The organism is Burkholderia sp. BCC1972, from assembly GCF_905339605.1.
GTDB lineage: Bacteria > Pseudomonadota > Gammaproteobacteria > Burkholderiales > Burkholderiaceae > Burkholderia.
The window spans coordinates 226771-249837 of record NZ_CAJPGH010000005.1; the positions used below are offsets into that span (position 1 = coordinate 226771).

Sequence of the window (23067 nt, forward strand, 5' to 3'; positions counted from 1 at the left end):
AAGGCGGCGCTCAGTCGCGCACCGACGCGCGGCCGAGCAACAGGAACAGCAGGCCCGATGCGCCGAGCGACAACGCAACGAGCAACGCCGCATACGGCGCCGCGGCCGCGAACGCGAGCGTCGCCGTATCGCTCCACACCTGCGTCGCGAGCGTGCGCGTACCGATCGGCGACAGCAGCAGCGTCGCGTTGAGTTCCGTCACGACCGAGATGAACACCATCGTCGCGGCCGCGCCGAGGCCGGGCGCCGCGAGCGGCAGCACCACGTGCACGAGTGTCGCGCGCCAGCCGAGGCCGAGCGAGCGGGCGGTTTCCTCGAGCCGGACCTGCACGTGCGACAGCGCCGCGCGCACGCTCACCACCGCGAGCGGCAGGAACAGGATCGCGTACGCGGCGACGAGCGCCGGCGCGCTCTGGTAGAGCGGCTGCAGCAACCGCACCGTGATCGACACGATCGCGAGCGCGACGACGATGCCCGGCACGCCCTGCACGGTCATTGCGGTGCGTTCGAGGAGCGTCGCGACGCGGCTCGGGTGGCGGACCAGCAGGAACGCGAGCGGCAGCGCGAGCAGCGTCGTGACGGCTGCCGCCGCGAGGCCGTAGCCGCCTGAAGCGAGCGTGGCCTGCCACAGCAGTTCGGGCGACACGTCGGCCGGCGTGACGGCGGCCGCACCTTGCTGCGTGAGCCAGTAGCCGATCATCGCGAGCGGCACGCCGAGCGTCGCGGCCGCGAGCGCGGCGAACGCGACGGCGACGGGGCCGCGCAGCGTGCCGAGCGGATAGCGCATCGCGACGCGGCGCGCGGCGCGGTGCGTATGGCCGTAGCGCGCATGGCCGCGCGCCCGTGCCTCGATCGCGAGGCACAGCAGGCACAGCGCGATCAGCACGCAGCCGAGCAGCGACGCGCCGCCGCCGTCGAACGCGGTGCGGTATTCCGCGTAGATCTCGGTCGTGAACGTGCGAAAGCGCAGCAACTGGAACGCACCGAATTCCGACAGCACGCCGAGCGCGACGAGCAGCATCCCGCCGTACAGCGCGGGGCGCAGCTGCGGCAGCACGACGCGAAAGAACGTATGCCACGGCGAGCAGCCGAGCGTGCGCGCGCTTTCCTCGAGTGCGGGGTCGAGCTCGCGCAGCGCGGCGGCCACCGGCAGGTAGACGAGCGGGAAGTACGCGGACGTCAGCACGATCAGCGCGCCGAGGAAATCCTGCAGGTCGAGGCTCAGCGACACCCACGCATAGCTCGTGATGAACGGCGGCACCGCAAGCGGGGCGGCGGCGAGCGCGGTCCACAGCGGCCGCGCGGGCAGGTCGGTGCGCTCGATGAACCAGGCGACCGCGGTGCCGAGCAGCGTGCACGCGAGCGTCGCGGCGAGCGTGATCGACAGCGTGTTGACGAGCAGCTCGCCGACGAGCGGGCGCCACAGCAACGCGATCGCATCGTCGACGCCGAAGGTAGCCGCGCGGTACAGCGTGAAGCCGAGCGGCAGCAGGATCGCGAGCGGCCCGCACGCAGCCGCGGCGACGAGTGCGCGCGACGCTCGCCGCCGCGTCGCGGTGCGCTCGCCGTCGGGCGCGGGGCGCGCCGTGCGGGACACGGCGTCGCTCATGCTCAGAGCAGGCCGGCCTGGCGCAGCAGCTTGCCGGCCTGGCTGTCGTCGCCGAGCTGTTCGAACGTCAGCGCCGGCGGGCTCAGTTCGTCGAACGGCTTCAGGATCGGATCGGGGGCGACGCCTGGGTGCAGCGGATACTCGAAGCTGATGTGGCCATTCGCCATCAGCTTCTGCGCGCGCTCGCTGACGAGATAGGCGACGAACTTCTGCGCGTCGGCCTGGTGCTTCGACGCCTTCATCACCGCGGCGCCCGACACGTTCACGGCTGCGCCGACGTCATGGTTGCCGAAGTGATGGATCGCGCTTTTCGTCGACTTGTCGCCGAGCTCCGCGTGCAGGCGGTCCCAGTAGTAGTTGTTGATGATGCCGGTCAGCACGCCGCCGCGGTTGACGGCCGCCGTCACGCCTTCGTCGTCGTCGAAGACCTGCGCGTTGGCCTTCAGGCCCTTCAGCCATTGCAGCGTCGCGGCCTCGCCGTGCAGCGCGAGCACCGCGCTCACGAGCGGCAGGAAGTCCGCATCGCTCGGCGCGACGCCGACCTTGCCTTTCCATTCGGGTTTCGCGAGATCGAGCAGCGACGCGGGCAGTTGTTGCGGCTGGAGCTTCGCGGTGTTGTAGACGAGCACGTTCTCGCGTGCGAGCACGCCGACCCAGTTGCCGTCGGCCGGGTTGAAGCGCGCGGGCACTGCCTGCAGCGCGGCGCCGTCGGTCTTCGCGAGCAGGCCCTTGCGGTCGAGAAGCACGAGCTCCGGCGAGTTCTCGGTGAAGTACACGTCGGCCGGGGTGCGGTCGCCTTCCGCGACGATCTGCGCGGCGAGCGCGGGGCCTTCGCCCGAGCGCACCTTCACGGTGATGCCGCTCTGTGCTTCGAAGTCCTTGACGAGCTGGTTGACGACCTGCTCGTGCTGCGCGTTGTACAGCGTAAGCGTCGCGGCATGCGCGCGCGTGGCGTGCAGCGCGCCGGTCAGCATCAGCGCGGCGGCCGCCGCGGCGATCAGGTGCCGCAGCGGGCGGCTAACGGGAAAAGTGTTCATGTCGTCGTCGTGAGTTGCGTCCGGGCGGGCCGGGGAAAGAGGTGCGCGGCGTCGCGATGCCGTTACGCTTCGAACAGCGCGGCGCCGATGTACGAACCGGGTTGCGCGCCCGGCGGACACGCGAAGATCGCGCTGCCGACGTGCGTGGTGAACTGGTTCATGATGTCCAGCTTCGCGAGCTTCTCGTTGATCGGGATGAAGCCCTTGCGCGGGTCGCGCTGGTGCGCGACGAACATCAGCCCCGCGTCGTACTCGGTCTGCTGGCGCCACGGCGGCCAGCGCTCGATGTAGAAGTTCGCGCTGTCGTTGTACGAATACGCGCGGCGCAGGATCTGCGCGCCGTTGTTCACCTGCGGCGACGCAAGACGCGCATGCGCGTTGTCGGGGATCACCGGATTGCCGTCCTTGTCGACCGCATCGAGGTCGAGTGCCTCGAACTCCTGCTTGCCGCCGATCGGCGCGCCGCTGTACTTCTTGCGGCCGAACACCTGCTCCTGGAAGCCGAGCTCGGTGTTGTCCCAGTGTTCGAGCGTGATGCGGATGCGGCGCACGACCGTGTAGGTGCCGCCGTTCATCCACGCCGGGCCTTCGTTGCCGGCCCACACGAATGCGTTCATCGCGGCCGGATCGTCGCGCGACGGGTTCATCGTGCCGTCCTTGAAGCCCATCAGGTTGCGCGGCGTCTCGCCCGGCTTGCCGGACGTGAAGCCGGCCTGGCCCCAGCGCATCTGCACGGCGTTGCCGCCGAGGCGCACGAGCTGGCGCACCGCGTGGAACGCGACCTGCGCGTCGTTCGCGCACGCCTGGATGAACAGGTCGCCGCCGGTCTTCTCCGGGATCAGCTGGTCGCCGTTGAAGCGCGGCAGGTCGACGAGCGCGGCCGGGCGCTGCTTCGCGAGGCCGTAGCGGTCCTTGCCCGCGACCGCGAACAGCCCGGGCCCGAAGCCGAACGTAATCGTCAGCCGCGACGCGCCGATGCCGAGCGCGTCGCCCGAGTCGGCCGGCGCGACGTCGTCGCCGCCGGTTGCCGGCAGCGGCTGCGCGGTGTCGCCGCGCGTCAGGCGCGCGGCCGCGTCGGTCCACGTCTTCAGCAGCGCGATCACGTCCGCGCGCTTGGTCGTCGTGAGGTCGAGCGCGGCGAAGTACGCGTTGCGCTGCTGCGGCGTCGTGATGCCGCCCTGGTGCTTGCCGTAGAACGGCTCGATGTCGTCGTCGTGCGCGTGCGCGTCCGGTGCCGCAGCGGGCGCCGCATCGGCCGCGCGGGCGGCCGGCATCGTGCTCGCCGCGAGACCTGCGGCCACCGCGGCGCCGCCGGCCTTCAGGAAGCCGCGGCGCGCGGGGCGCGACGGCGGGTTCAGTTCGTCTGCCATGGTCGGTTCCGTTACTTCGCGAGCATCAGCGTGTTGACGTCGTCCTGGACGTAATAGAAGCCGTCGCCGGCCGGCGTCATCGCGATCCCGAACAGGTCGCCGTTGCCGGGCGGCGATTGCGCCTTGTCGGTATCGATCCAGCGCGCATAGAGCTGCTTGCCGGCGACCGGATCGATCTCGACGACCTGGCCGTTCAGTGCGTTGGTCGCGAGCAGATGGCCGTTCGGCGCGGTCGCGAGCGCGAGCGGGCGGCGCAGGAAGCCGTCGGCCGTGACCTGGCGGCCGACGCCCGCGCTCGTGTCGCGCGTGAGCGGATCGTCGATCTCGACGACGCGGTTGCCGATCGCATCGGATACGTACAGCTTCTTCTGGTCGCCCGACAACGCGAGGCCGGTCGGGCCGACCAGGAACACGCCTTTGTCGGCCTGCGCGCCGAGGCCGCTCGCGACGATCGTTTCCTGCTTGATGACGGGCGGCTTGCCGGCCGGCACGTCGAGGTCCAGACGCAGCACGGTCGCCTGCTTGTAGACGGGCGGGTTGCCGTCCGCGCCGCCGACGCCGAAGCCGGCCATGCTGACGAACAGCGTCGCGCTGTCGCCGCGGTCGACCACGGCCATGTTGCCCCACGGGTCGTTGATGTTCGCGCTCGACCACGTCGACGCGATCTTGCCTTGCGGATCGAGCACGATCAGGCAGCCGGCACCCTTCGTCGACGTCGTGCCGTCGTTGCTCGGCGTGCTGCCGACGATCACCCAGCCCGACCTCAGCATCGTCATCGCGGTCGACAGGCCGACGCCGCCGGGGCACGCCTTCAGGTCGCGCGGGATCGATGCGAACAGGCTCAGCTGCTTCGTTGACGGGCGATAGTCGACGATCGTGCTGCCGGTGCCCTGCAGGTTCGCCGCGTTGTTGAAGTTGTCGACGAGCACGTCGCCTGCCTGGATCGTGCCGGCCGACACCGGCGCGACCGCGATCGCATACGGGTTCTGGTCGCCGTTGTCGGGCACCGTGTTGACGAGCAGCGTATGGCGATGCAGCGTCTCGAGGAAGCCTTGCGGCTCGGCGAACGCGCCGGCGGCGGCCGTCAGCGCGACGGCGGCCAGCGCGCCCGTCGCGAGGCGGCGAAGCGGGGCGGATTGAATCATCGGGATCTCCTGGGGAGCGCGCCGCGCCGGCGGCGCGCGAAAACGGGGTGGCGTAGGGCGACTGGCGTGCGCGTGCGGCGCTCAGAACGTGATCGTCGTGCGTGCGCCGAGCACGAACGTGTTGCGCAGCGGCTGGGTCGCATCGCTCGGGTTCTGGCCCGCGCCGGCATTGAACGTGTACTGCGCATCGGCCGCGATCACCCACCACGGGTTGACCTGGTACTGGTAGGTCGCCTCGACCGTCGTCTCGCGGGTGCGCACGCCGTACGGGCCGGCCGCGAACGTCCGCGCGGCCTGGTCGAGGTCGGTTACGTGGCTGCCGACCTGGATGTACGTGACGGCGAGGCCGACGCTGTCGTTGTCGCGGCCGTCGAACGGCGCCTTCAGCACGATGCCCGCGTTCGCCGCGAAGCTCACGAGGTTGCGGTCGCCCGGCGCGCCCATCACGCGCGCGAACACGCCGAGGCTTTTCGCGCCGGTCGGGTCGGGGCGCCAGATCATCTGGTCGGCCACCGCATAGAAGCTGTAGTCGCCGTGATGCTGCTGCGCATTGCCGTTCGAAGCAGGATCGGCGAGCGACAGCCCGTCGGTGCCGATGCCCTGGTCCGCGAAGCGGCCGTTGTGATACCAGACGCCGATCTTGTAGGTGCCCGGCAGCCCGTTCGAGTGGCCGGTGTCCATTTCGCCGTCGGACGGCTGGTTCAGCGCGTATTGCAGCTCGCCGATATAGAGCGTGCCGTTGTGCAGGTTGAAGTTCGTGCCGCTCAGGTTGCCGGGGTTGTTGCCGAGCGGATCGCCGTCGAACACGCCCGCGAGCGCGGTGAGCTTCGGCGTGATCTGCGCGCGCACGCGCACGCCGAGGCCCGCGAGCGGATAGGCGGGGCCGCCGTTCGGCAGATCGTACGACGGCAGCGCGGGCCAGCCGAACATCGTGTTGACGAACGTGTTCGCATACGTGCTGACCATGAATTCCTGGTCCAGGCTTTGTTGGCCGATCTTCACGTCGACGCGCTTGTCGAGGAACGACTGCTGGTACCAGAGCTCCCACAGGCGCGTCGTGTCCTGCGCCTCGATGCCGCTCGCGGTGTTGAGCGTGCCGAGATTGCGCGCACTCAGGTTGCTGCCGTGGATCTGCAGCGCGCTGACGTTGAAGGTGCCGCCGGGCAGGCCGATCGCCTTCTGCGTATCGACCGTCAGCGTCGCGGTCGTCAGCCCGTCGTACGTGCCGCCGCGGTTCAGGCCGCCGCGCAGGTTCGCGAGGTATTCGCTGGTTTCGGTGATCTGCAGCGTCGCGCCGTACTTGCCGAGCCACGGGCGGATGCCGCCCATGTCGCCGAGCAGGCTCTGGCGCGTCCAGATGCCGGTCCACATGTCGGTCGGCTTCGCCTGGATCGCGAGGTCGGCCTCGGGTGCTTCGGGCTGCGCATCGACCGACGCGGCGGCGAACGCGGCGCCGCTCGCGAACGATGCACACGCGAGGACGGCCGCACAGGCGGCGGGGCGCATCCTGGCACGGACGCGGTCTCCATGGAACGACACAACCTTCATATCAAATCCCTGTTTCTAATTGGTTTGGAGTCCTGCTTGTCGGTCGCTGTCCCGACGCTCGGCACCGATCGGCCAGGGCATGAAGAAGAGCGCAACGCGGCGCATCGTAGGAGTCTCAAATGAGAAAGTCAATGTAAACGAGAATGATTCGCATCTAAATTACTGAATGTAATGGGATGCCTTACGGAAGAGGCCCGATGGGTGTTTTTCGGGAGGAGGAACGTAAATATCGGCGTAATGAAAATGAATGCTTAGATGCGTAGCGATGGATCGCCGGGGAGCGGGCGCGACGGTCGTCGGGCGCGGTGAGCGGGCATGTTGCGGCGGACGGAATCGGCGCCTGTGCAGGTTTTTCGATGCGATGCCGCCGGTCGCAGGAACTCCGTGCTTACCCGGTGTCCAAACGGGGCTGGATGCGAATCGCGGGCCGCGCGGGCTCGTGTGTCGGGCCGGGTAGCGTGGGTCGGAGTCTTGTTTTGAAAGGGTTTTTTGTGATTTTCGGGTGTTTTCCCCGCTGCGGTGCCGCGTTGAAAATTCGTCCGGTTTCCCTTCTTGAATTTGTCAAAACCCGTCCATATAATTAGCACTCGCTGCACGAGAGTGCTAACAATTCTCTGCCGGGCGACAAGCCGGGCAGATTCCCTAAGCGTTCTTCAATCTCAGTCAAGAGAGGAGTGAATATGAACCTTCGTCCTTTGCACGATCGCGTGATCGTCAAGCGCCTGGATCAGGAAACCAAGACCGCCTCGGGCATCGTGATCCCCGACGCCGCTGCTGAAAAGCCGGACCAGGGCGAAGTCCTGGCCGTCGGCCCGGGCAAGCGCGACGACAAGGGCGCCCCGATCGCGCTCGACGTGAAGGTCGGCGATCGCGTCCTGTTCGGCAAGTACGCAGGCCAGACCGTCAAGGTCGACGGCAACGAACTGCTGGTCATGCGCGAAGAAGACATCATGGCCGTGGTCAACGCCAAGTAAGCGTCCTCCGACGGTACATATTCCCAAGAATTCAAGGAGTTAGAAGATGGCAGCTAAAGACGTCGTATTCGGCGATTCCGCCCGTTCGAAGATGGTCGAAGGCGTGAACATTCTCGCCAACGCAGTCAAGGTCACGCTGGGTCCGAAGGGCCGCAACGTGGTGCTCGAGCGCAGCTTCGGCGGCCCGACGGTCACCAAGGACGGTGTGTCGGTCGCGAAGGAAATCGAGCTGAAGGACAAGCTCCAGAACATGGGCGCGCAAATGGTCAAGGAAGTCGCTTCCAAGACCAGCGACAACGCAGGCGACGGCACGACGACGGCAACCGTCCTCGCGCAATCGATCGTCCGCGAAGGCATGAAGTACGTCGCATCGGGCATGAACCCGATGGACCTGAAGCGCGGCATCGACAAGGCAGTCGCAGCGGCTGTCGAAGAGCTGAAGAAGATCAGCAAGCCGTGCACGACCAACAAGGAAATCGCACAGGTCGGCTCGATCTCGGCGAACAGCGACACGTCGATCGGCGATCGCATCGCTGAAGCGATGGACAAGGTCGGCAAGGAAGGCGTCATCACCGTCGAAGACGGCAAGTCGCTGGCCGACGAACTCGACGTCGTCGAAGGCATGCAATTCGACCGCGGCTACCTGTCGCCGTACTTCATCAACAACCCGGAAAAGCAAGTCGCCGTCCTCGACAACCCGTTCGTGCTGCTGCACGACAAGAAGGTGTCGAACATCCGCGATCTGCTGCCGGTGCTCGAGCAAGTCGCGAAGGCTGGCCGTCCGCTGCTGATCATCGCTGAAGACATCGAAGGCGAAGCGCTCGCGACGCTGGTCGTGAACAACATCCGCGGCATCCTGAAGACCGTTGCGGTCAAGGCGCCTGGCTTCGGTGATCGTCGCAAGGCGATGCTGGAAGACATCGCGATCCTGACGGGCGGCCAAGTGATCGCCGAAGAAACCGGCCTGACGCTCGAGAAGGCAACGCTGGCAGAACTGGGCCAGGCGAAGCGTATCGAAGTGGGCAAGGAAAACACGACGATCATCGACGGCGCAGGCGAAGCCGTGAACATCGAAGCACGCGTGAAGCAAGTGCGCGCGCAAATCGAAGAAGCGACGTCGGACTACGACCGTGAAAAGCTGCAAGAGCGCGTGGCCAAGCTGGCCGGCGGCGTTGCAGTGATCAAGGTCGGTGCTGCGACCGAAGTCGAAATGAAGGAAAAGAAGGCACGTGTCGAAGACGCACTGCACGCAACGCGCGCAGCTGTGGAAGAAGGCATCGTGGCAGGTGGCGGCGTTGCGCTGATCCGCGCTCGCACCGCGATCGCAGGCCTGACCGGCGCGAACGCCGACCAGAACGCCGGCATCAAGATCGTGCTGCGCGCAATGGAAGAGCCGCTGCGCCAGATCGTCACGAACGGTGGCGAAGAAGCCAGCGTCGTCGTGGCGGCAGTGGCTGCCGGTACGGGCAACTACGGCTACAACGCAGCAACGGGCGAGTACGTCGACATGGTTGAAGCCGGCGTCGTCGACCCGACCAAGGTCACGCGCACCGCACTGCAGAACGCAGCTTCGGTTGCAGGCCTGCTGCTGACGACGGACGCAGCTGTCGCAGAACTGCCGAAGGAAGATGCACCGATGCCGGGCGGCATGCCGGGCGGCATGGGCGGCATGGGCATGGACATGTAATCGACTTCGGTCGATGGTGTCCGGGGCGCGCAGCGATGCGCGCTCCAGCCAAAAGAAAAGACCCGCAGCGATGCGGGTCTTTTTTATTGGCGCGAGGATTTTGGTGCAAGGTGGAAAGTGGACCGCGCGATGACCGTGTCATTGACGCGGCGTGATCAAGGTGTAGTAGGGGCGTGTTTTAACGACGAAGCGGGGATTGGCCGAGAGCGCGTTGACCACGGCAGCATAGCGTGTGCGAGCGTGGTCCAGTTCAGCCGACGATGGCGGCCATCGATGGGCATTCCATAGCAGATCGACATAGCTGATGGCAACGGCATTTGCACTACGGTCCGTCAGCACGTGTTCGATGTTGTCGGCGAGCATCGCCGTGTCGGACGAAAACAGCGTCGAGATGGATGCAGGCCAGTGCGTTTGCGCGAGCGCGACGTTCTTGTCACCACCAACGTTGTACGTGCGCGTATCGGACGTCGCGGCCAGATAGGCGGCCAGAAAGTCGTTGCCCTGTGGAACGAATGCCGTGATGCCATCTTTCGGAGCGTCCTGCCGGAAGTCTGCAACGATTGACCGATCGAGCATCGCAAACTGGTCGCGGAAGTCCAGCGGTGCATGTAGCGGCACCTGCCGCTCGTAGTGACGCACTTCGGAATACACGAGGCGGGAATCCGGATTCGGCAGGTTCGATGTGAGCATCAGACCCAGCAGCAACCACGCAACGTTGTGTTTGTCGCGGCGCGACAGCTCCGTGATCAGCAGGATGAACAGCGCCCAGAACGCGAACGCAGTCAGTGCGCTCCAGCGGTAGGATGCGCGCATGTTCTTGAAGCCTGGTACGTGAGTCGACAGATAGGCCGTTCCGGTGGGCGCGATAGCGTATTCGGGTGGCATCGTCGCCTGGAAATTGCCTGCGGCCCGGTCGGCATCGGGGCGTACGGAATCGACTTTCAGGGACGGGCCGAGTGCGAGGTACGTTGCCAGGATGCCAAGCACCAGCAACGGGACGCCGCAGGCGCGGTCTTTCGTCAGCGCGAGTCCGGCCACGCCCGCAATGACGACAGGCGAGACGAACGTGGTGAACCACACGGATGCGTCGCCGAAGTACGCTGCGTCGCTTCTCGGGGCGCTCACGCGCAGCGCATCCCATAACCACAAGAGCCCTTGCGTCGGCCGGACGAGCATGGTGACGTCCACGCCGAAGCCGCGAAATACGGACAGCGGATCGGCGGCGAAGCTTTGTGTGCCGACATATTGCTGGTAAAGCACGAACGCGATTCCAAAGCCCGCGGCATATAGCGGCACACCGACTGCGAGCCGGCGTATCCTGCGGCCGCCCGGCTGCGCGATCCGGCCCGCGTACTGGACGAGTGCGCCGAAAGCGAACATGACGAACGTATAACCGTCGGTGAAGACGGCCAGGCAGGCGACGGCGACGAGTGTCATCCCCAACATCGCGATCGTCCGCGAGCCGTTCGTATCGATCGCGTTGCAAAGGCGATGTGTTGTCCATAAGTAAAGCGGTAACAGCGCGATGCCGATCGACAGCATCGAATATCCGGAGTGGGCCCATACGACAGGCATGGTCGCCCACACCACGGCAAGCGCCAGCGCATATCGTGCCGGGGCGCCCAGTGCCGACGCGTAGCCGCTTGCGCCCCACAGCGCGAGCGCCAGGAACAGCAGCATCGTCGCGCTGTAGGCGTCCGCGGGATTCAGCCGCGTGGCGGCAAGCAGTGCACTCTCGACGAACGCGCCAGACAGGCCGAACGCGATCGGCGCGGGAGCAGGAAGGCCGAACTGGTGGGCGAATATCGATGGCCAGCCGCTGTTGGCGAATGACTGTGCGAACGACGAAACCCATAGCGCCTGGCCGAGCGTCGGAAGAGCCACGAAGGGCACGGCACCGTAGACAACGACGACCACGGCCAGCGCTACCACGAACAGTAGTGACTTGAGCAAGGTCGGTCGGAATGGCAGCGGGTTTCGTCGAGTGTCGCGCATGCGTGATCAGTGCGGGTGCTTGGGAGCGAGCGTTGCGCCGATAAAGAACAGCAGGTCGCCAGCGACCGTCACCATTCGGCCGAAGACAATCGCAGTGATGAGATCGGCTTGGCCGACGACACCGTGCATCAACCCGTAAAGGACGGCTTCGCGAACGCCGACGCCGGCGGGGGCGCCGGGCGTGACGAGTCCGGCGAACCACGCGATGACGTAGGCGCCGCACACCGGTAACCAGAAAGCACCGCCGTGCGTGTCGATCTTCGCATGTTGCGACGTGATTGCAAGCAGCAGGCTGAAGATCAGGCCGGCGACGAGCAGAAACGTGGCATGCAGCGATACCGCCTGCGCAACGCGCGGGGACCAGCGGGTTCCGATTCCCCACACGGCGATCGCGAGCACGACGGCGAATGCGGTGACGGCGGGTTCGACGCCGATGGCAGGCCATCTGAGTGGGGCCGCGAGCAGGGCAAACGGAACGGCGGTCGATGCAATGACCGCGAGTTCCCATCCGATCGACTTGGCAACGGGCCAGGCCGGTATGCCGGCGGCAATGCTGATCGCTTGCCGGCCGGCAAGGTGGAAAATGTTGCCCGGCGTGTATTTGGCCAGTTGTGAGACGCCGTACGTCCTGATGGCCCAGGTGCGCGACCGCGCGACACCGTGGTGGGCAAGCAATTGGCGCCACGCAAGCGCAAGCAGCAGGCCGCAGGCGCCGTAGCCGGCACTAAGTGACGCGACAGCGCTCCATGTCGCGACAGAGAAGGCGTCGAGCGAAAGCTGGCGACTGTACTCGAGCAACTTCGCGCCGACGAACAGGGTGCCAAGCGCACCCAGTGCGCTACCGGCGAGGTGCACCCAGCGCCGCTCCCGTTTGCCGAACTTCACTACGGGGTCGTGCTGCGAGGACGGCAGAGCAACATCGTCCACGGCAATGGCGTACGCACGCACACGATATCGAAGCGCGTGGAAATGAATGCGATGAATGCCCGTTTCGACCAGCGTTGAACGTGACCGGGCGTGTTCCCGAGTGCGGAAATATACTTGCCGCGCGCGAGATTCATTGCGCTCCAGACCGGTTCGCGCGGTACGCTGAAAATCACGTGGCGTGCGCCGAGCGCGTGGATGTTGTGCAACGCGATTTCCGGCTGCTCGAGATGTTCCAGCACTTCGCAGCAGACGACGAGATCGGCGTGGACGTCCTGCGCTTCGATTCGATAGACATCCTGACGGGAGAAATACGAAGGGTCGACGCCTTGCGCAACGGCGTTTTCCCGAGCGAGCTCGATCACGCGACCGGAGAAATCGCTGCCCGTTGCCTGCAGGCCTTGCTGCCGCCACTGGAGGACCCAATAGCCCTCGCCGCAACCGATTTCATGGATCGACGACGGTGCGGCTCGTGTCACGACGTCGGTCAGTGCGGCGTCGAAACCTCGCATGAGACGTCGCACGATCGGATTCGTCGAGCCGTACTTGTCGAAATTGTTGCCGACGACAATGCCTTGTTCTGCCATGCCGCGCGCCATCTTCATCGGACGACCCCGAACGCGCGCGGCGCTTCCTTTTCCATCGAGGCTGCCTGCTCGCGATCCGTTTGCATCTGCTTGACCGCGAATCGCACGTCCTCGAGGAGCTTGCGGTTCGTGGACAGGAGGTCTGCGATGATGGCGATCAGCAGCGTCTGGAAACCGGCGCCGACGAGTATCGACGCAAGAATGAGTGACTGGACGTGTCCGGTGCCGTTGCCGGTCGCCCAGAAGTACATGAAGCGCAGCCCGGTCAATACGCCTGCGCCAAACAGGATCGCGCCCAGCGAACCGAAGAATGTGGCAGGCCGGTAGATGACGAAGATCCTGAAGATCGTATGGACCGAACGCGTAACGTACGAACCGATGCTTTTGACCAGGCGTGACGGGCGCAGGAACCCGTTGACGCGAATCGGCACCGAGACGATCGACATGTTGCGTTGACCGGCCTGGATGATCGTTTCGAGCGTATAGGTGTAGTCGCTGAATACCGTCAATCGTTGGGCGGCACGGCGGCTGTATGCGCGAAATCCGCTGGTTGCATCGGGAATGTCGGTGCGGCTGACCGCGCGGACTACCCAGCTGCCGATTTTCTGAAGTGATTTCTTGATTGGCGAGAAATGATCGATTTCGTCGATTGGCCGTGAACCGACCACGATATCGGCTTCTCCCGCATAAATGGGCCGAATGAGCGCAGGAATGTCGGCTGCATTGTATTGGTTGTCCGCATCCGTATTGACGATGACATCGGCTCCGCGTTGCAGGCAGGCTTCAAGTCCGGTCGTGAAGGCGCGCGCCAGACCCTGGTTGTGTGGGTGTCGAACGATGTGATCGACGCCGGCGGCACGCGCTACGTCGATCGTCGAATCGGTGCTGCCGTCATCGACGATCAGCCATTCGACCCTGTCAAACCCCGGGACCCGGCGAGGCAGTGCGGCCAGTGCAATCGGCAACGTGGTGGCCTCGTTGAAACATGGGATTTGAATAATTAGTTTCATCGCCAATGACCGGTAGATTCACCCCCCAAGCTGCCGGATTTTTGGTCGCTGAACTTCAATATTGTTTCCGGCCGATATCGACGAAATATAAATCAAACCGAATTCACAAAAAATTACGATAAATTACTTTTGCCGACCGATCGCTTTCTATCGATCTCGGATCATGCGCGACGTTGCAGTGCGGAAGACGATTGATCACGCGTGGGAGAACAGGCCGGACGCTACGTGTGTCGTCCTGTTTGGCCAGTGAACGGAGCGAGGGATTGGGGAGGGGGCGCTACCAGGAGCGAGCGGGCAATGCCGGCGGACCCGCGCTAGTAGCAGGTGCACCGGTCGAGTGCCTGTCCATTGGCTCAGTGCCGAGCGATTCTCGGCGAGCTCTTGCTTCCTTCCGACATCGGACGCTCATTGTCTTCATTGCTGCGCGCCCAGAAAAACCGGTCGGGCAGGTACGCGCCCATGCCGGGCCGGAACGCGTCGCGCACGGCCTGGTACAGGTATTCCTGCGCCTCGCGAACCGCCTCGGGCGGCTCCTGGCCGTTCGCGAGCAGCGCCGCGATGGCTGCGCCGAGCGTGTCGGTGATGCCCATCAGCCGGTGCGGCGAGCGATCCCACATGTCTTCGCGAAGCTGGCCTTCCTCGCCGTACAGCGTGTTGACGAGCCGGTGCGAACCCGTCTCCGACGACAGGATGTACTCGCAACCCTGCGACAGCAGGTGCGACACGGCCGCATCGAGATTCGGCGCCTCGGCGTCGCCGTCCGGCTGCGCGAGCGCGATCAGTGTCGCGTGATCGGCCACCAGCAGCGTGGTTTGCGGCGCCAGCAGGTCGGCGATCGATTCGCGCAGGTCGTCGGCCGCGAGCACGTGCTCGTCGTCGAGCGTGAAATCCGGCGCGAGCACGAGCGGCACGCCGTCGTAGTCGGCGACGACCTCCGCGATCGCGCTGACGACTTCCGCGCGCGTCGCCGCGCCGATCTTGAACGCGGCAACCGGCATGTCTTCGAGCAGCATGCGCGCCTGGGCGGCGACGACGTCGGGGTCGAGGCCGGTCACTTCTTCGCAGGCGGCCGAGTCGCGCACGGTGTAGCCCGTCAGGACGGACACGCCGTGACAGCCCATGCTCGCCAGGGTCATCAGATCGGCTTGGAGGCCGGAGCCGCCGGTGGGATCGGACAGGCCGAAGGTGAGGACGATCGGAGGGGCGTTGCTGGACATGTAAAAATGGGGCAAGAGAAAAACGGGAAAGCGACGGAGATGCGGACGGCGAGGCGAGTGGCCGTTTTCGGCCCTGTGTTGCCCGGCAGGCCGCACTTTTCAGCCATTATGCGGTGGAATCCGGCCCGCACGACGGATTTTTTAGCGCAGCGCAACGTAGTCGCCGTCCTCCAGCGCGATTGCTAGGCAGTCCGGCCCCGACACGGTACCATCATGGCTCCCGAATTTACCGACTTTTCCCGACGCGGCTAAGATGGAATACAAGAGCTGGATGTGCCTGATTTGTGGCTGGATTTATGACGAAGAAGCCGGGCTGCCGGAAGAGGGCATTGCCCCGGGCACGCGCTGGGAAGACGTCCCGATCAACTGGACGTGCCCCGAATGCGGCGCCCGCAAGGAAGACTTCGAGATGGTCCAGATCTGACCGGACCGCTGGCCCACGGACACCCCGCTCAGGCCTCGCACCGGCCCGGCGCTCGCGCGCCGCGGTTTGCGCGAGCGACTTGACGATGACAGGCGCGCGTGTCCATGACGTCCGATCCGGCGAACGTTCCCCTCCCTGACGCACTGCCCAACCCGCGTGGCGGCGCCGTGCGCGCGGCCGATGCATGGCTTGCGGCGGCTGCCGACGCATTCGAGCGCCACGACGATGCGGCTGCGCCGCTGTCTGCTGCCGCGGCCGTGCTGGCGGAAGCCGGCTGGCTGCCGGCCGCGCGGTTCGCCGGGCAACTGGCGGCCGCCGCGCCGCTGGTCGCCGCCGAGCCGACTTCGGCCGGCTGGCGTGCCGCGCTGCGCGATTTCCGCGCGGCCGTCGGGCGCCACAACCTGCGCGAGCTCGCCTGCTCGCCCGTTCTCCTCGACCATTTCCGTGCATTGCGCGCGCAATGCGCCGCCGACCTGCGCGCCAGCGCGCCGCTCGATGCGCTCGCGCTCGTCGGCCGTGCGGTGCCGCCGGCCACGCTGCGCGCGCTGCCCGACGCGCTCGCGGCCCGGATCCGCGCCCGCTACGAGCAGGCGCTGCTCGCCGTGCTGCGCCCGGAGCACGGCGCGCCAGACGCGGCGCTGGACGAGCTCGATGCGATGCAGGTCGCGCTCACCGACGACGGGCCGTACGATTTCTGGCGGCTCGCGAACGCGTGCCTGCGCGCGCTGCGCGCAAGCGGCGCGCCCGAGCTGAAACGCTTTCTCGCACGGACCAACCTGCTGCTCGGCGAGCATGCGCAGGGCCGACGCAGCGCGCCGCCCGAGCTCGTGCGCGAAACGGTGGCGCTGCTGTGGCGCGATTTCGCGCTGTTCGGCGCTGCGGCCGAGGACGTCGCGTTCGTCGACATGCTGCACGACTACGGGCTGACGGTCGACTGGCACGTCGCCGGCACGCCGGCGTCCGAGGCGTTGTGGGAAGCCGACGCCGCGCGGGCCGAGCACGATGCGGTTGCCGTCGCGCCGACCCGCGCGCTCGGCGTCGTGACCGTCAACGCGCATGCCTATGAGGATTTCCTGCAAACGGCCGATGCGTCGATGGCCGATCTCGCGGCCGACCCGGCCAGGGCCGACGCAGGCGCTGCCTGGCACGCATCCGGCGCCGCCTACCGGGTCGGCACGGCCGCGTGCGCGCTCGGGCTCGGCCACGCGGCGCTGCTGGCCGACACCCTCGGCCTCGCGTGGCGCCGTGCCGCCCACGGCGTGCCGCTCGCCGACGGCGGCCTCGATGCGCAGGGCCACGCGTCCGACATGCTGCGCGCGGCGTTGCTGAAGATCGCGGCCGGCGTTGCGCCGCCGGACCTCACCGCGGCGTCCGAAGCGCTCGGCACGGCGCTCGGCCGGACCTGACGGACAAGGGGACGGACACCTGGCGGCGCCCCTTGCCGCGCGGGGCAGCAACACGCTGCCGACAGCGCCCGCGCGCGTGTTAGAGTGCCGTGTGATCCGCGCGCGCCGTTGCCAGCGTGGCGCGGCGTTGCTTGTTGATCGCGGCCCGGTCAGGTCGCGGCGTCTTTGCTAAAATTCAAACCATGTCAAAGCCTTCCGATCGCATCAATCTCACCAACCAGTTCCTGATCGCCATGCCCAACATGGCCGATCCGACGTTCTCGGGAACGGTGGTCTATCTTTGCGATCACAGCGAGCGCGGTGCGCTCGGCCTCGTCATCAATCGTCCTACCGACATCGATCTCGAATCGCTGTTCAACCGTATCGACCTGAAGCTCGACATCGAGCCGCTGCTGCACATTCCCGTGTACTTCGGCGGCCCGGTCCAGACCGAGCGCGGCTTCGTGCTGCACGAGCCGGTGGAAGGCGCGAGCTACAACTCGTCGATGTCCGTCGACGGCGGGCTGGAGATGACGACGTCGAAGGACGTGCTCGAGGCGGTCGCGACGGGCACCGGCCCGAAGCGCTTCCTGCTGACGCTCGGCCATGCCGGCTGGGGCGCAGGGCAGCTCGAGGAAGAAATTTCCCGCAACGGCTGGCTGACGGTGGCCGCCGATCCGCGCATCGTGTTCGACACGCCGGCCGAAGAGCGCTTCGAAGCCGCACTCGGCCTGCTGGGCGTCAGCTCGTCGATGCTGTCCGGCGAAGCAGGGCACGCATGAGTGGCGCGAGCGCGCGCGATGCGACGCTCCTGGCGTTCGACTACGGCGAAAAACGGATCGGCGTCGCGGTCGGCAACGCGCTGACGCGCTCGGCCCGTGCGCTCGTCGTGATCCAGAACCTGAACCGCGAACACCGCTTCAAGGCGGTCGGCGACCTGCTGGCCGAATGGCGGCCGGACGCGCTCGTCGTCGGCTTGCCGATGCATCCGGACGGCACGCCGCACGACATGACGCAGCAGGCGAAGCGCTTCGGCAACCAGCTGAACGGCCGCTTCGGGCTGCCCGTCACGTGGGTCGACGAGCGCTATTCGTCGGTCGAGGCCGAGGCCGGGCTGCGCGAGCGCAACGTGCGCGGCCGCGCACGCGCGGAGATGCTCGATGCCGAGGCCGCACGCGTCATCCTTCAACAGTATCTCGATCAATTGTCCGACCATGAGCACCATTGATGCCGAGGCGCTTTACCGCGTCCTGCTCGACCAGATCCGCGCCGCGTACGGCACGGCGTTCGCCGAACCGGGCGGCCCGCGGCTCGCCGGCATTCACAGCGGCGGCGCATGGCTGGCCGAGCGCCTCGCGCGCGACCTCGGTGCACCGGCGTTCGGCGTCGTGAACGTCGCGCTGCATCGCGACGACTACGCGAAGAAGGGGCTGCACAGCCAGGCCAGCCCGACGTCGCTGCCGTTCGACGTCGACGGCGCGCGCATCGTGCTCGTCGACGACGTGCTGTACACCGGGCGCACCGTGCGCGCGGCGCTCAACGAACTGTTCGACTACGGCCGTCCGGCCGCGGTCGAGCTCGCGGTGCTGGCCGATCGCGGCGGCCGCGAGCTGCCGGTCGCCGCACGCTTCGCGGGCGGCACGCTCGACGTGCCGGCCGGCGCGACGCTCGTGCTCGCGCGCGACGACGCGCAGTTCACGCTGCGCGTCGACACGCACGGCGCCTGAACGACACGCGAACCGTATCCCGGGCCGCTGGTTTGCACCGCGGCCCGTTTGCATAGTTGGAATCACGCACACCATGACCACCGACACCACTGGCCGCACCGGCAATCCCGCTGCGGCCGCGAGCCCCGACCGGTTCCGCTACGGTTTCCTGAAGGGCAACCCGCAGCTCACGAAAAACGGCGAGCTGAAGCACCTGCTGTCGATAGAGGGCCTGCCGCGCTCGATCGTCAACCATATCCTCGATACGGCCGAGCAGTTCGTCAGCGTGACGGACCGTGAAGTGAAGAAGGTGCCGCTGCTGCGCGGCAAGTCCGTCTTCAACCTGTTCTTCGAGAACTCGACGCGCACGCGCACGACCTTCGAGATCGCCGCGACGCGCCTGTCGGCCGACGTGCTGAACCTGAACATCAATGCGTCGTCGACGAGCAAGGGCGAGTCGCTGCTCGACACGATCAACAACCTGTCGGCGATGCATGCCGACCTGTTCGTCGTGCGCCATGCGTCGAGCGGCGCGCCGTACCTGATCGCCGAGCACTGCGCGCCGCACGTGCACGTGATCAACGCCGGCGACGGCCGCCATGCGCACCCGACGCAGGGCCTGCTCGACATGTACACGATCCGTCACTACAAGCGCGACTTCACGAAGCTGCGCGTGGCAATCGTCGGCGACATCCTGCATTCGCGCGTCGCGCGCTCCGACATCCACGCGCTCACCACGCTCGGCGTGCCGGAAGTGCGCGCGATTGGCCCGCGCACGCTGCTGCCGGGCGGGCTCGAGCAGATGGGCGTGAAGGTGTTCCACAACCTCGACGAAGGGCTGAAGGGCGTCGACGTGATCATCATGCTGCGCTTGCAGAACGAGCGGATGAGCGGCGCGCTGCTGCCGTCCGCGCAGGAGTATTTCAAGACGTGGGGCCTGACGCCCGAGCGCCTCGCGCTCGCCGCGCCCGACGCGATCGTGATGCACCCGGGCCCGATGAACCGCGGCGTCGAGATCGATTCGCAGGTCGCCGACGGCCCGCAGTCGGTGATCCTCAACCAGGTCACGTTCGGCATCGCCGTGCGGATGGCGGTGATGGGCATCGTCGCCGGCAACAGCGATTGAGCCCGCTTTCGCGCCTCCTCATTCACGCAATCAACGCATTCACAGACAGCGCATGAAGATTCATATCAAAGGTGGCACGCTGATCGATCCGGTCGCCGGCACCGAGCGGCAGGCCGACGTATTCGTCGCGGCAGGCAAGATCGCCGCGATCGCCGAGGACGGCAAGGCGCCGGCCGATTTCAACGCCGCGAAGACCATCGACGCGTCGGGCCTGATCGTCGCGCCCGGCCTCGTCGACCTGTGCGCGCGGCTGCGCGAGCCCGGCTACGAACACAAGGCGACGCTCGCATCCGAGATGGCCGCGGCCGTCGCGGGCGGCGTCACGACGCTCGTGTGCCCGCCGGATACCGACCCCGTGCTCGACGAGCCGGGCCTCGTCGAGATGCTCAAGTTCCGCGCGCGCAACCTGCACCAGGCGAACGTGCATCCGCTCGGCGCGTTGACGGTCGGCCTCAAGGGTGAAGTGATCACGGAGATGGTCGCGCTGACCGAGTCCGGCTGCGTCGGCTTCACGCATGCGAACGTGCCGGTGCGCGACACGCAGGTGCTGCTGCGCGCGCTGCAGTACGCGAGCACTTACGGCTATACGACGTGGCTGCGTCCGCTCGACGCGTTCATCGGCCGCGGCGGCGTGGCCGCGAGCGGGGCGCTCGCGTCGCGGCTCGGGCTGTCCGGCGTGCCGGTCGCGGCCGAGACGATCGCGCTGCACACGATCTTCGAACTGATGCGCGTGACGGGCGCGCGCGTGCACCTCGCACGGTTGTCGTCGGCGGCCGGCCTTGCGCTCGTGCGCGAGGCGAAGGCCGAAGGGCTGCCCGTGACCTGCGACGTCGGCGTGAACCATCTGCATCTGATCGACGTCGACATCGGCTACTTCGATTCGCAGTTCCGGCTCGATCCGCCGCTGCGCAGCGAGCGCGACCGCGAAGCGATCCGCGTGGCGCTCGCCGACGGCACGATCGATGCGATCTGCTCCGACCACACGCCGGTCGACGACGACGAGAAGCTGCTGCCGTTCGGCGAAGCGACGCCCGGCGCGACGGGGCTCGAGCTGTTGCTGTCGCTGACGCTGAAGTGGGCGGACGAGACGCGTACGCCGCTCGCGCAGGCGCTGCGCCGCATCACATCCGCGCCGGCCGATGTGCTGCAGTTGCCGGCAGGCCGCCTCACCGAAGGCGGCGCGGCCGACCTGTGCGTGTTCGACCCGCGCGCGCACTGGCGCGTCGAGCCGCGTGCGCTGAAGAGCCAGGGCCACAACTCGCCGTTCCTCGGCTACGAACTGCCGGCTACCGTGCGCGCGACGCTCGTGGCCGGGCAGGTCGCGTTCGAGCGCCACTGAACCACGCCGGACCCTCGCCATGACTGCCCTTCGCAAGCTGCGTCTCGTCTTTCACCTGTTGCGCGGCATGGCGATCGTCGCGCTGCGTTTTTCGCACGTCACGCCCGCGCGGCGCGCCGAGCTGATACGCCGCTGGTCGCTCAAGATGCTGCGAATCTGCGGGATGCGCCTCGTCGTCCATAACGACGGCGCACGCCTCGACGCGAGCGCGCTCGTCGTCGGCAACCACGTGTCGTGGCTCGACATCTACGCGGTCAACGCGTGGCGGCCGACGCCGTTCGTGTCGAAGGCCGAGGTGCGGCAGTGGCCGGTCGTCGGCTGGCTTGCCGAGAAGCTCGACACCGTGTTCCTGCAGCGCGAGAAGCGCACCGAGGCGATGCGGATCATGCACGAGATGGCCGAGCGCCTGCGCAACGGCGGGCTGATGTGCGTGTTTCCGGAAGGGACGACGTCCGACGGCCAGGAGCTGCTGCCGTTTCATGCGAACCTGTTCCAGTCGGCGGTATCGGCCGGCTGCGCGGTGCAGCCGATCTGCCTGATGTACGAGGATGCGCAGCGGCGGCAGTCGGTCGCACCGGCCTACACGGGCGAGCTGTCGCTCGGCAAGTCGCTCGACATGGTGCTGCGCGGCGGCCCGCTCGTCGCGCATCTGTACGTGTGCGATCCGATCGCGCCGGGCGGCGACCGGCGGGCGACGTCCGCGGCGGCGCGCGACGCGATCGCGGCCTCGCTGGCGACGCTGCAGGAAAAAGTCGGCAAGCCGTCGGCCGAGTCGCTCGCGGAACTGCAGAAGCATGCGTATCCGGCGACCGAACTCGGTGGTGGGGCGGCGGGTGATGCGGCGGCCGATGAGCCGGTGCCGGGGCGGGAAGGGTGACGTGCCGCTCGGGGGTGGTCAGTCGAGATGGTCGGCGATGTGCCGCGTGTCGATCTCGAGGGCCCCTGATGCGTGCTGCCTGACGACGACATAGTCGTCGTATTCCGGTTGTTCCGACGAATACGCGCTCAGGTAGGCGCGATTGTCCCAGTGAGAAATCTCTGGTGACGATGCGCGCTGGTAGACGTCCGACGCGGGGTGGTCGTTGTTCTGCTGCTCGTGCGGATACCAGTCGAGATGGCGACCGTCGAACGGCGTATAGACGCGCATGCCCAACTTTAGGCGCCGGAATGGCTGTGCCGTGCGATGTACGGCAAAGGTCGTGTCGATCGGCGCGCGCAGGTACGCGATCTCCCGGCTGCCGATTGTGCCGATTTCGGGACGCTGGTGCCAGAATTGGCTGATATGGCGGTTCATCACGCGCCCGAACAGCGGGTAGCTCTTGCGGATGTCGTCGATTTTCAGCATCGGCCCGGCACATTCGATGTCCGGAAACGCATTCAGCAACTCGAGATAGACCGCGATTGCGTCTGGGCTCGATGCAGCGAGGTCGATGTCGCAGTCCGTCACGATGTACGGGCCCGGCTCCCGGGACGAAAACACTGCCGACACGGTTTCATCGACGAGATTCAGTTCGTTGGCATCTGAAATGGGGGCTCGCCTGAACACGCGGATCCCGTCGTGCTCGAGTTCGTCGAGCACGCGCAGCGTGTCCGGATCATTGCTGCCGTTATCGTGGACGGCAATCTCCACGGGCACGCGCTGCTGCCGGTACGATGCGATGACGCGTCGGAGCATCGCGCCCCGGTTGTACGAAATGACGATCAGCGGCAGCGGCTGGAATCCGGGTTCGCCGGGCAGCGCTTCCCGGAAGTTGAACGTTGCCGGTAGGTACCGGCGGCCTTCGCGTTGACCGTGCTCGAGATAGTGCTGCACCGGGTCCACACCCGCGGCGCGTACGTCGAGATGCAACTGCAGATAGGCTTCGGCGGAAAAGTCGGGTGGCAGGCTGCTCATTGATGTCCTCGGTGTGCGGATATCCCGTACTGTCCGGAATTTTCCGCGTGAAGTCGAGGTGCGGAACATTCACGCCGTGTTGTGCGATGG

At 66.7% G+C, this 23067-nt stretch carries 21 protein-coding genes; 10 read left to right on the plus strand and 11 right to left on the minus strand.

Going from position 1 to position 23067, the window contains the following annotated elements; translation table 11 throughout:
- Positions 1 to 10 precede the first annotated feature (10 nt).
- The 5 genes from U5798_RS10490 to U5798_RS10510 all read right to left on the minus strand — a co-directional run bounded on the left by U5798_RS10490 (position 11) and on the right by U5798_RS10510 (position 6667).
- Positions 11 to 1609: an iron ABC transporter permease gene (locus U5798_RS10490; protein ID WP_322081992.1), complete on the minus strand. Its 1599-nt coding sequence runs from the start codon at positions 1607 to 1609 to the stop codon at positions 11 to 13.
- Positions 1610 to 1611: 2 nt separating this feature from the next.
- Positions 1612 to 2646: an iron ABC transporter substrate-binding protein gene (locus tag U5798_RS10495; protein WP_124449188.1), complete on the minus strand. Its 1035-nt coding sequence runs from the start codon at positions 2644 to 2646 to the stop codon at positions 1612 to 1614.
- A gap of 62 nt (positions 2647 to 2708) precedes the next feature.
- Entirely contained in the window at positions 2709 to 4016 is a 1308-nt protein-coding gene (gene efeB / locus U5798_RS10500) for an iron uptake transporter deferrochelatase/peroxidase subunit (RefSeq protein WP_124449186.1), read from the minus strand.
- Positions 4017 to 4027: 11 nt separating this feature from the next.
- Positions 4028 to 5161, minus strand: a complete 1134-nt coding sequence (locus U5798_RS10505; RefSeq protein WP_322081993.1) for a hypothetical protein — start codon at positions 5159 to 5161, stop codon at positions 4028 to 4030.
- 81 nt (positions 5162 to 5242) lie between these two features.
- Positions 5243 to 6667 (minus strand): carbohydrate porin, encoded by a 1425-nt coding sequence (locus U5798_RS10510; protein WP_322081994.1) that lies wholly within the window; start codon positions 6665 to 6667, stop codon positions 5243 to 5245.
- Positions 6668 to 7389: 722 nt separating this feature from the next.
- On the opposite strand from U5798_RS10510, the gene groES reads away from it, so the two are divergent.
- A complete protein-coding gene (gene groES / locus U5798_RS10515) occupies positions 7390 to 7683 on the plus strand; it encodes a co-chaperone GroES (RefSeq protein ID WP_011351136.1) in 294 nt (97 codons plus the stop codon).
- Positions 7684 to 7729: 46 nt separating this feature from the next.
- Positions 7730 to 9370, plus strand: coding sequence for a chaperonin GroEL (gene groL, locus U5798_RS10520; RefSeq protein WP_043181578.1), 1641 nt, complete (start codon positions 7730 to 7732; stop codon positions 9368 to 9370).
- A 138-nt stretch (positions 9371 to 9508) separates the two neighbouring features.
- Here groL and U5798_RS10525 read toward each other — a convergent pair whose 3' ends face one another.
- The 5 genes from U5798_RS10525 to U5798_RS10545 form a co-directional block, all read right to left on the minus strand.
- Positions 9509 to 11365, minus strand: a complete 1857-nt coding sequence (locus tag U5798_RS10525; RefSeq protein WP_322081995.1) for a hypothetical protein — start codon at positions 11363 to 11365, stop codon at positions 9509 to 9511.
- Between the two features lie 6 nt (positions 11366 to 11371).
- Positions 11372 to 12250, minus strand: a complete 879-nt coding sequence (locus U5798_RS10530) for a hypothetical protein (protein ID WP_322081996.1) — start codon at positions 12248 to 12250, stop codon at positions 11372 to 11374.
- A complete protein-coding gene (locus tag U5798_RS10535; protein WP_322081997.1) occupies positions 12250 to 12876 on the minus strand; it encodes a class I SAM-dependent methyltransferase in 627 nt (208 codons plus the stop codon). Before U5798_RS10535 ends, U5798_RS10530 begins: the two co-directional genes overlap by 1 nt.
- 14 nt (positions 12877 to 12890) lie before the next feature.
- Complete coding sequence (locus tag U5798_RS10540) at positions 12891 to 13886, minus strand: glycosyltransferase family 2 protein (protein WP_322081998.1); 996 nt, start codon at positions 13884 to 13886, stop codon at positions 12891 to 12893.
- 353 nt (positions 13887 to 14239) lie between these two features.
- Positions 14240 to 15103, minus strand: a complete 864-nt coding sequence (locus U5798_RS10545; RefSeq protein WP_322081999.1) for a hydroxymethylpyrimidine/phosphomethylpyrimidine kinase — start codon at positions 15101 to 15103, stop codon at positions 14240 to 14242.
- 253 nt (positions 15104 to 15356) lie between these two features.
- Here U5798_RS10545 and U5798_RS10550 point away from each other — a divergent pair, with 253 nt between their 5' ends.
- From U5798_RS10550 to U5798_RS10585, 8 genes are all read left to right on the plus strand, one after another.
- Complete coding sequence (locus tag U5798_RS10550; RefSeq protein ID WP_004186709.1) at positions 15357 to 15527, plus strand: rubredoxin; 171 nt, start codon at positions 15357 to 15359, stop codon at positions 15525 to 15527.
- A 104-nt stretch (positions 15528 to 15631) separates the two neighbouring features.
- Positions 15632 to 16933: a hypothetical protein gene (locus U5798_RS10555; RefSeq protein WP_322082000.1), complete on the plus strand. Its 1302-nt coding sequence runs from the start codon at positions 15632 to 15634 to the stop codon at positions 16931 to 16933.
- Positions 16934 to 17115: 182 nt separating this feature from the next.
- Complete coding sequence (locus U5798_RS10560) at positions 17116 to 17694, plus strand: YqgE/AlgH family protein (RefSeq protein ID WP_006491354.1); 579 nt, start codon at positions 17116 to 17118, stop codon at positions 17692 to 17694.
- The gene (ruvX, locus tag U5798_RS10565) at positions 17691 to 18140 is read left to right on the plus strand and encodes a Holliday junction resolvase RuvX (protein WP_011351144.1); all 450 of its coding nucleotides are present in this window, start codon (positions 17691 to 17693) and stop codon (positions 18138 to 18140) included. The genes U5798_RS10560 and ruvX overlap by 4 nt, the downstream gene beginning before the upstream one ends.
- The gene (gene pyrR / locus U5798_RS10570; protein ID WP_322082001.1) at positions 18127 to 18639 is read left to right on the plus strand and encodes a bifunctional pyr operon transcriptional regulator/uracil phosphoribosyltransferase PyrR; all 513 of its coding nucleotides are present in this window, start codon (positions 18127 to 18129) and stop codon (positions 18637 to 18639) included. Before ruvX ends, pyrR begins: the two co-directional genes overlap by 14 nt.
- A 73-nt stretch (positions 18640 to 18712) precedes the next feature.
- Complete coding sequence (locus U5798_RS10575) at positions 18713 to 19744, plus strand: aspartate carbamoyltransferase catalytic subunit (RefSeq protein WP_006476735.1); 1032 nt, start codon at positions 18713 to 18715, stop codon at positions 19742 to 19744.
- Between the two features lie 52 nt (positions 19745 to 19796).
- The gene (locus U5798_RS10580) at positions 19797 to 21083 is read left to right on the plus strand and encodes a dihydroorotase (RefSeq protein WP_322082002.1); all 1287 of its coding nucleotides are present in this window, start codon (positions 19797 to 19799) and stop codon (positions 21081 to 21083) included.
- 19 nt (positions 21084 to 21102) lie between these two features.
- Positions 21103 to 21960 (plus strand): lysophospholipid acyltransferase family protein, encoded by an 858-nt coding sequence (locus U5798_RS10585; RefSeq protein ID WP_322082003.1) that lies wholly within the window; start codon positions 21103 to 21105, stop codon positions 21958 to 21960.
- 18 nt (positions 21961 to 21978) lie between these two features.
- On the opposite strand, the gene U5798_RS10590 is transcribed toward U5798_RS10585, so the two are convergent.
- Positions 21979 to 23046, minus strand: a complete 1068-nt coding sequence (locus U5798_RS10590) for a glycosyltransferase (protein WP_322082004.1) — start codon at positions 23044 to 23046, stop codon at positions 21979 to 21981.
- Between the last annotated feature and the right edge of the window lie 21 nt (positions 23047 to 23067).

What these genes read in the sequence shown, in the direction of transcription:
- U5798_RS10540 (WP_322081998.1), bottom strand. Translation starts at nt 13,886, where the DNA reads ATGAAACTAATTATTCAAATCCCATGTTTCAACGAGGCCACCACGTTG.
- pyrR (WP_322082001.1), top strand. Translation starts at nt 18,127, where the DNA reads ATGAGCACCATTGATGCCGAGGCGCTTTACCGCGTCCTGCTCGACCAG.
- U5798_RS10575 (WP_006476735.1), top strand. Translation starts at nt 18,713, where the DNA reads ATGACCACCGACACCACTGGCCGCACCGGCAATCCCGCTGCGGCCGCG.
- efeB (WP_124449186.1), bottom strand. Translation starts at nt 4,016, where the DNA reads ATGGCAGACGAACTGAACCCGCCGTCGCGCCCCGCGCGCCGCGGCTTC.
- U5798_RS10560 (WP_006491354.1), top strand. Translation starts at nt 17,116, where the DNA reads ATGTCAAAGCCTTCCGATCGCATCAATCTCACCAACCAGTTCCTGATC.
- U5798_RS10580 (WP_322082002.1), top strand. Translation starts at nt 19,797, where the DNA reads ATGAAGATTCATATCAAAGGTGGCACGCTGATCGATCCGGTCGCCGGC.
- U5798_RS10490 (WP_322081992.1), bottom strand. Translation starts at nt 1,609, where the DNA reads ATGAGCGACGCCGTGTCCCGCACGGCGCGCCCCGCGCCCGACGGCGAG.
- U5798_RS10525 (WP_322081995.1), bottom strand. Translation starts at nt 11,365, where the DNA reads ATGCGCGACACTCGACGAAACCCGCTGCCATTCCGACCGACCTTGCTC.
- U5798_RS10585 (WP_322082003.1), top strand. Translation starts at nt 21,103, where the DNA reads ATGACTGCCCTTCGCAAGCTGCGTCTCGTCTTTCACCTGTTGCGCGGC.
- U5798_RS10550 (WP_004186709.1), top strand. Translation starts at nt 15,357, where the DNA reads ATGGAATACAAGAGCTGGATGTGCCTGATTTGTGGCTGGATTTATGAC.
- groL (WP_043181578.1), top strand. Translation starts at nt 7,730, where the DNA reads ATGGCAGCTAAAGACGTCGTATTCGGCGATTCCGCCCGTTCGAAGATG.
- U5798_RS10545 (WP_322081999.1), bottom strand. Translation starts at nt 15,103, where the DNA reads ATGTCCAGCAACGCCCCTCCGATCGTCCTCACCTTCGGCCTGTCCGAT.
- U5798_RS10505 (WP_322081993.1), bottom strand. Translation starts at nt 5,161, where the DNA reads ATGATTCAATCCGCCCCGCTTCGCCGCCTCGCGACGGGCGCGCTGGCC.
- U5798_RS10535 (WP_322081997.1), bottom strand. Translation starts at nt 12,876, where the DNA reads ATGGCAGAACAAGGCATTGTCGTCGGCAACAATTTCGACAAGTACGGC.
- U5798_RS10555 (WP_322082000.1), top strand. Translation starts at nt 15,632, where the DNA reads ATGACGTCCGATCCGGCGAACGTTCCCCTCCCTGACGCACTGCCCAAC.
- U5798_RS10510 (WP_322081994.1), bottom strand. Translation starts at nt 6,667, where the DNA reads ATGCGCCCCGCCGCCTGTGCGGCCGTCCTCGCGTGTGCATCGTTCGCG.
- groES (WP_011351136.1), top strand. Translation starts at nt 7,390, where the DNA reads ATGAACCTTCGTCCTTTGCACGATCGCGTGATCGTCAAGCGCCTGGAT.
- U5798_RS10495 (WP_124449188.1), bottom strand. Translation starts at nt 2,646, where the DNA reads ATGAACACTTTTCCCGTTAGCCGCCCGCTGCGGCACCTGATCGCCGCG.
- U5798_RS10590 (WP_322082004.1), bottom strand. Translation starts at nt 23,046, where the DNA reads ATGTTCCGCACCTCGACTTCACGCGGAAAATTCCGGACAGTACGGGAT.
- ruvX (WP_011351144.1), top strand. Translation starts at nt 17,691, where the DNA reads ATGAGTGGCGCGAGCGCGCGCGATGCGACGCTCCTGGCGTTCGACTAC.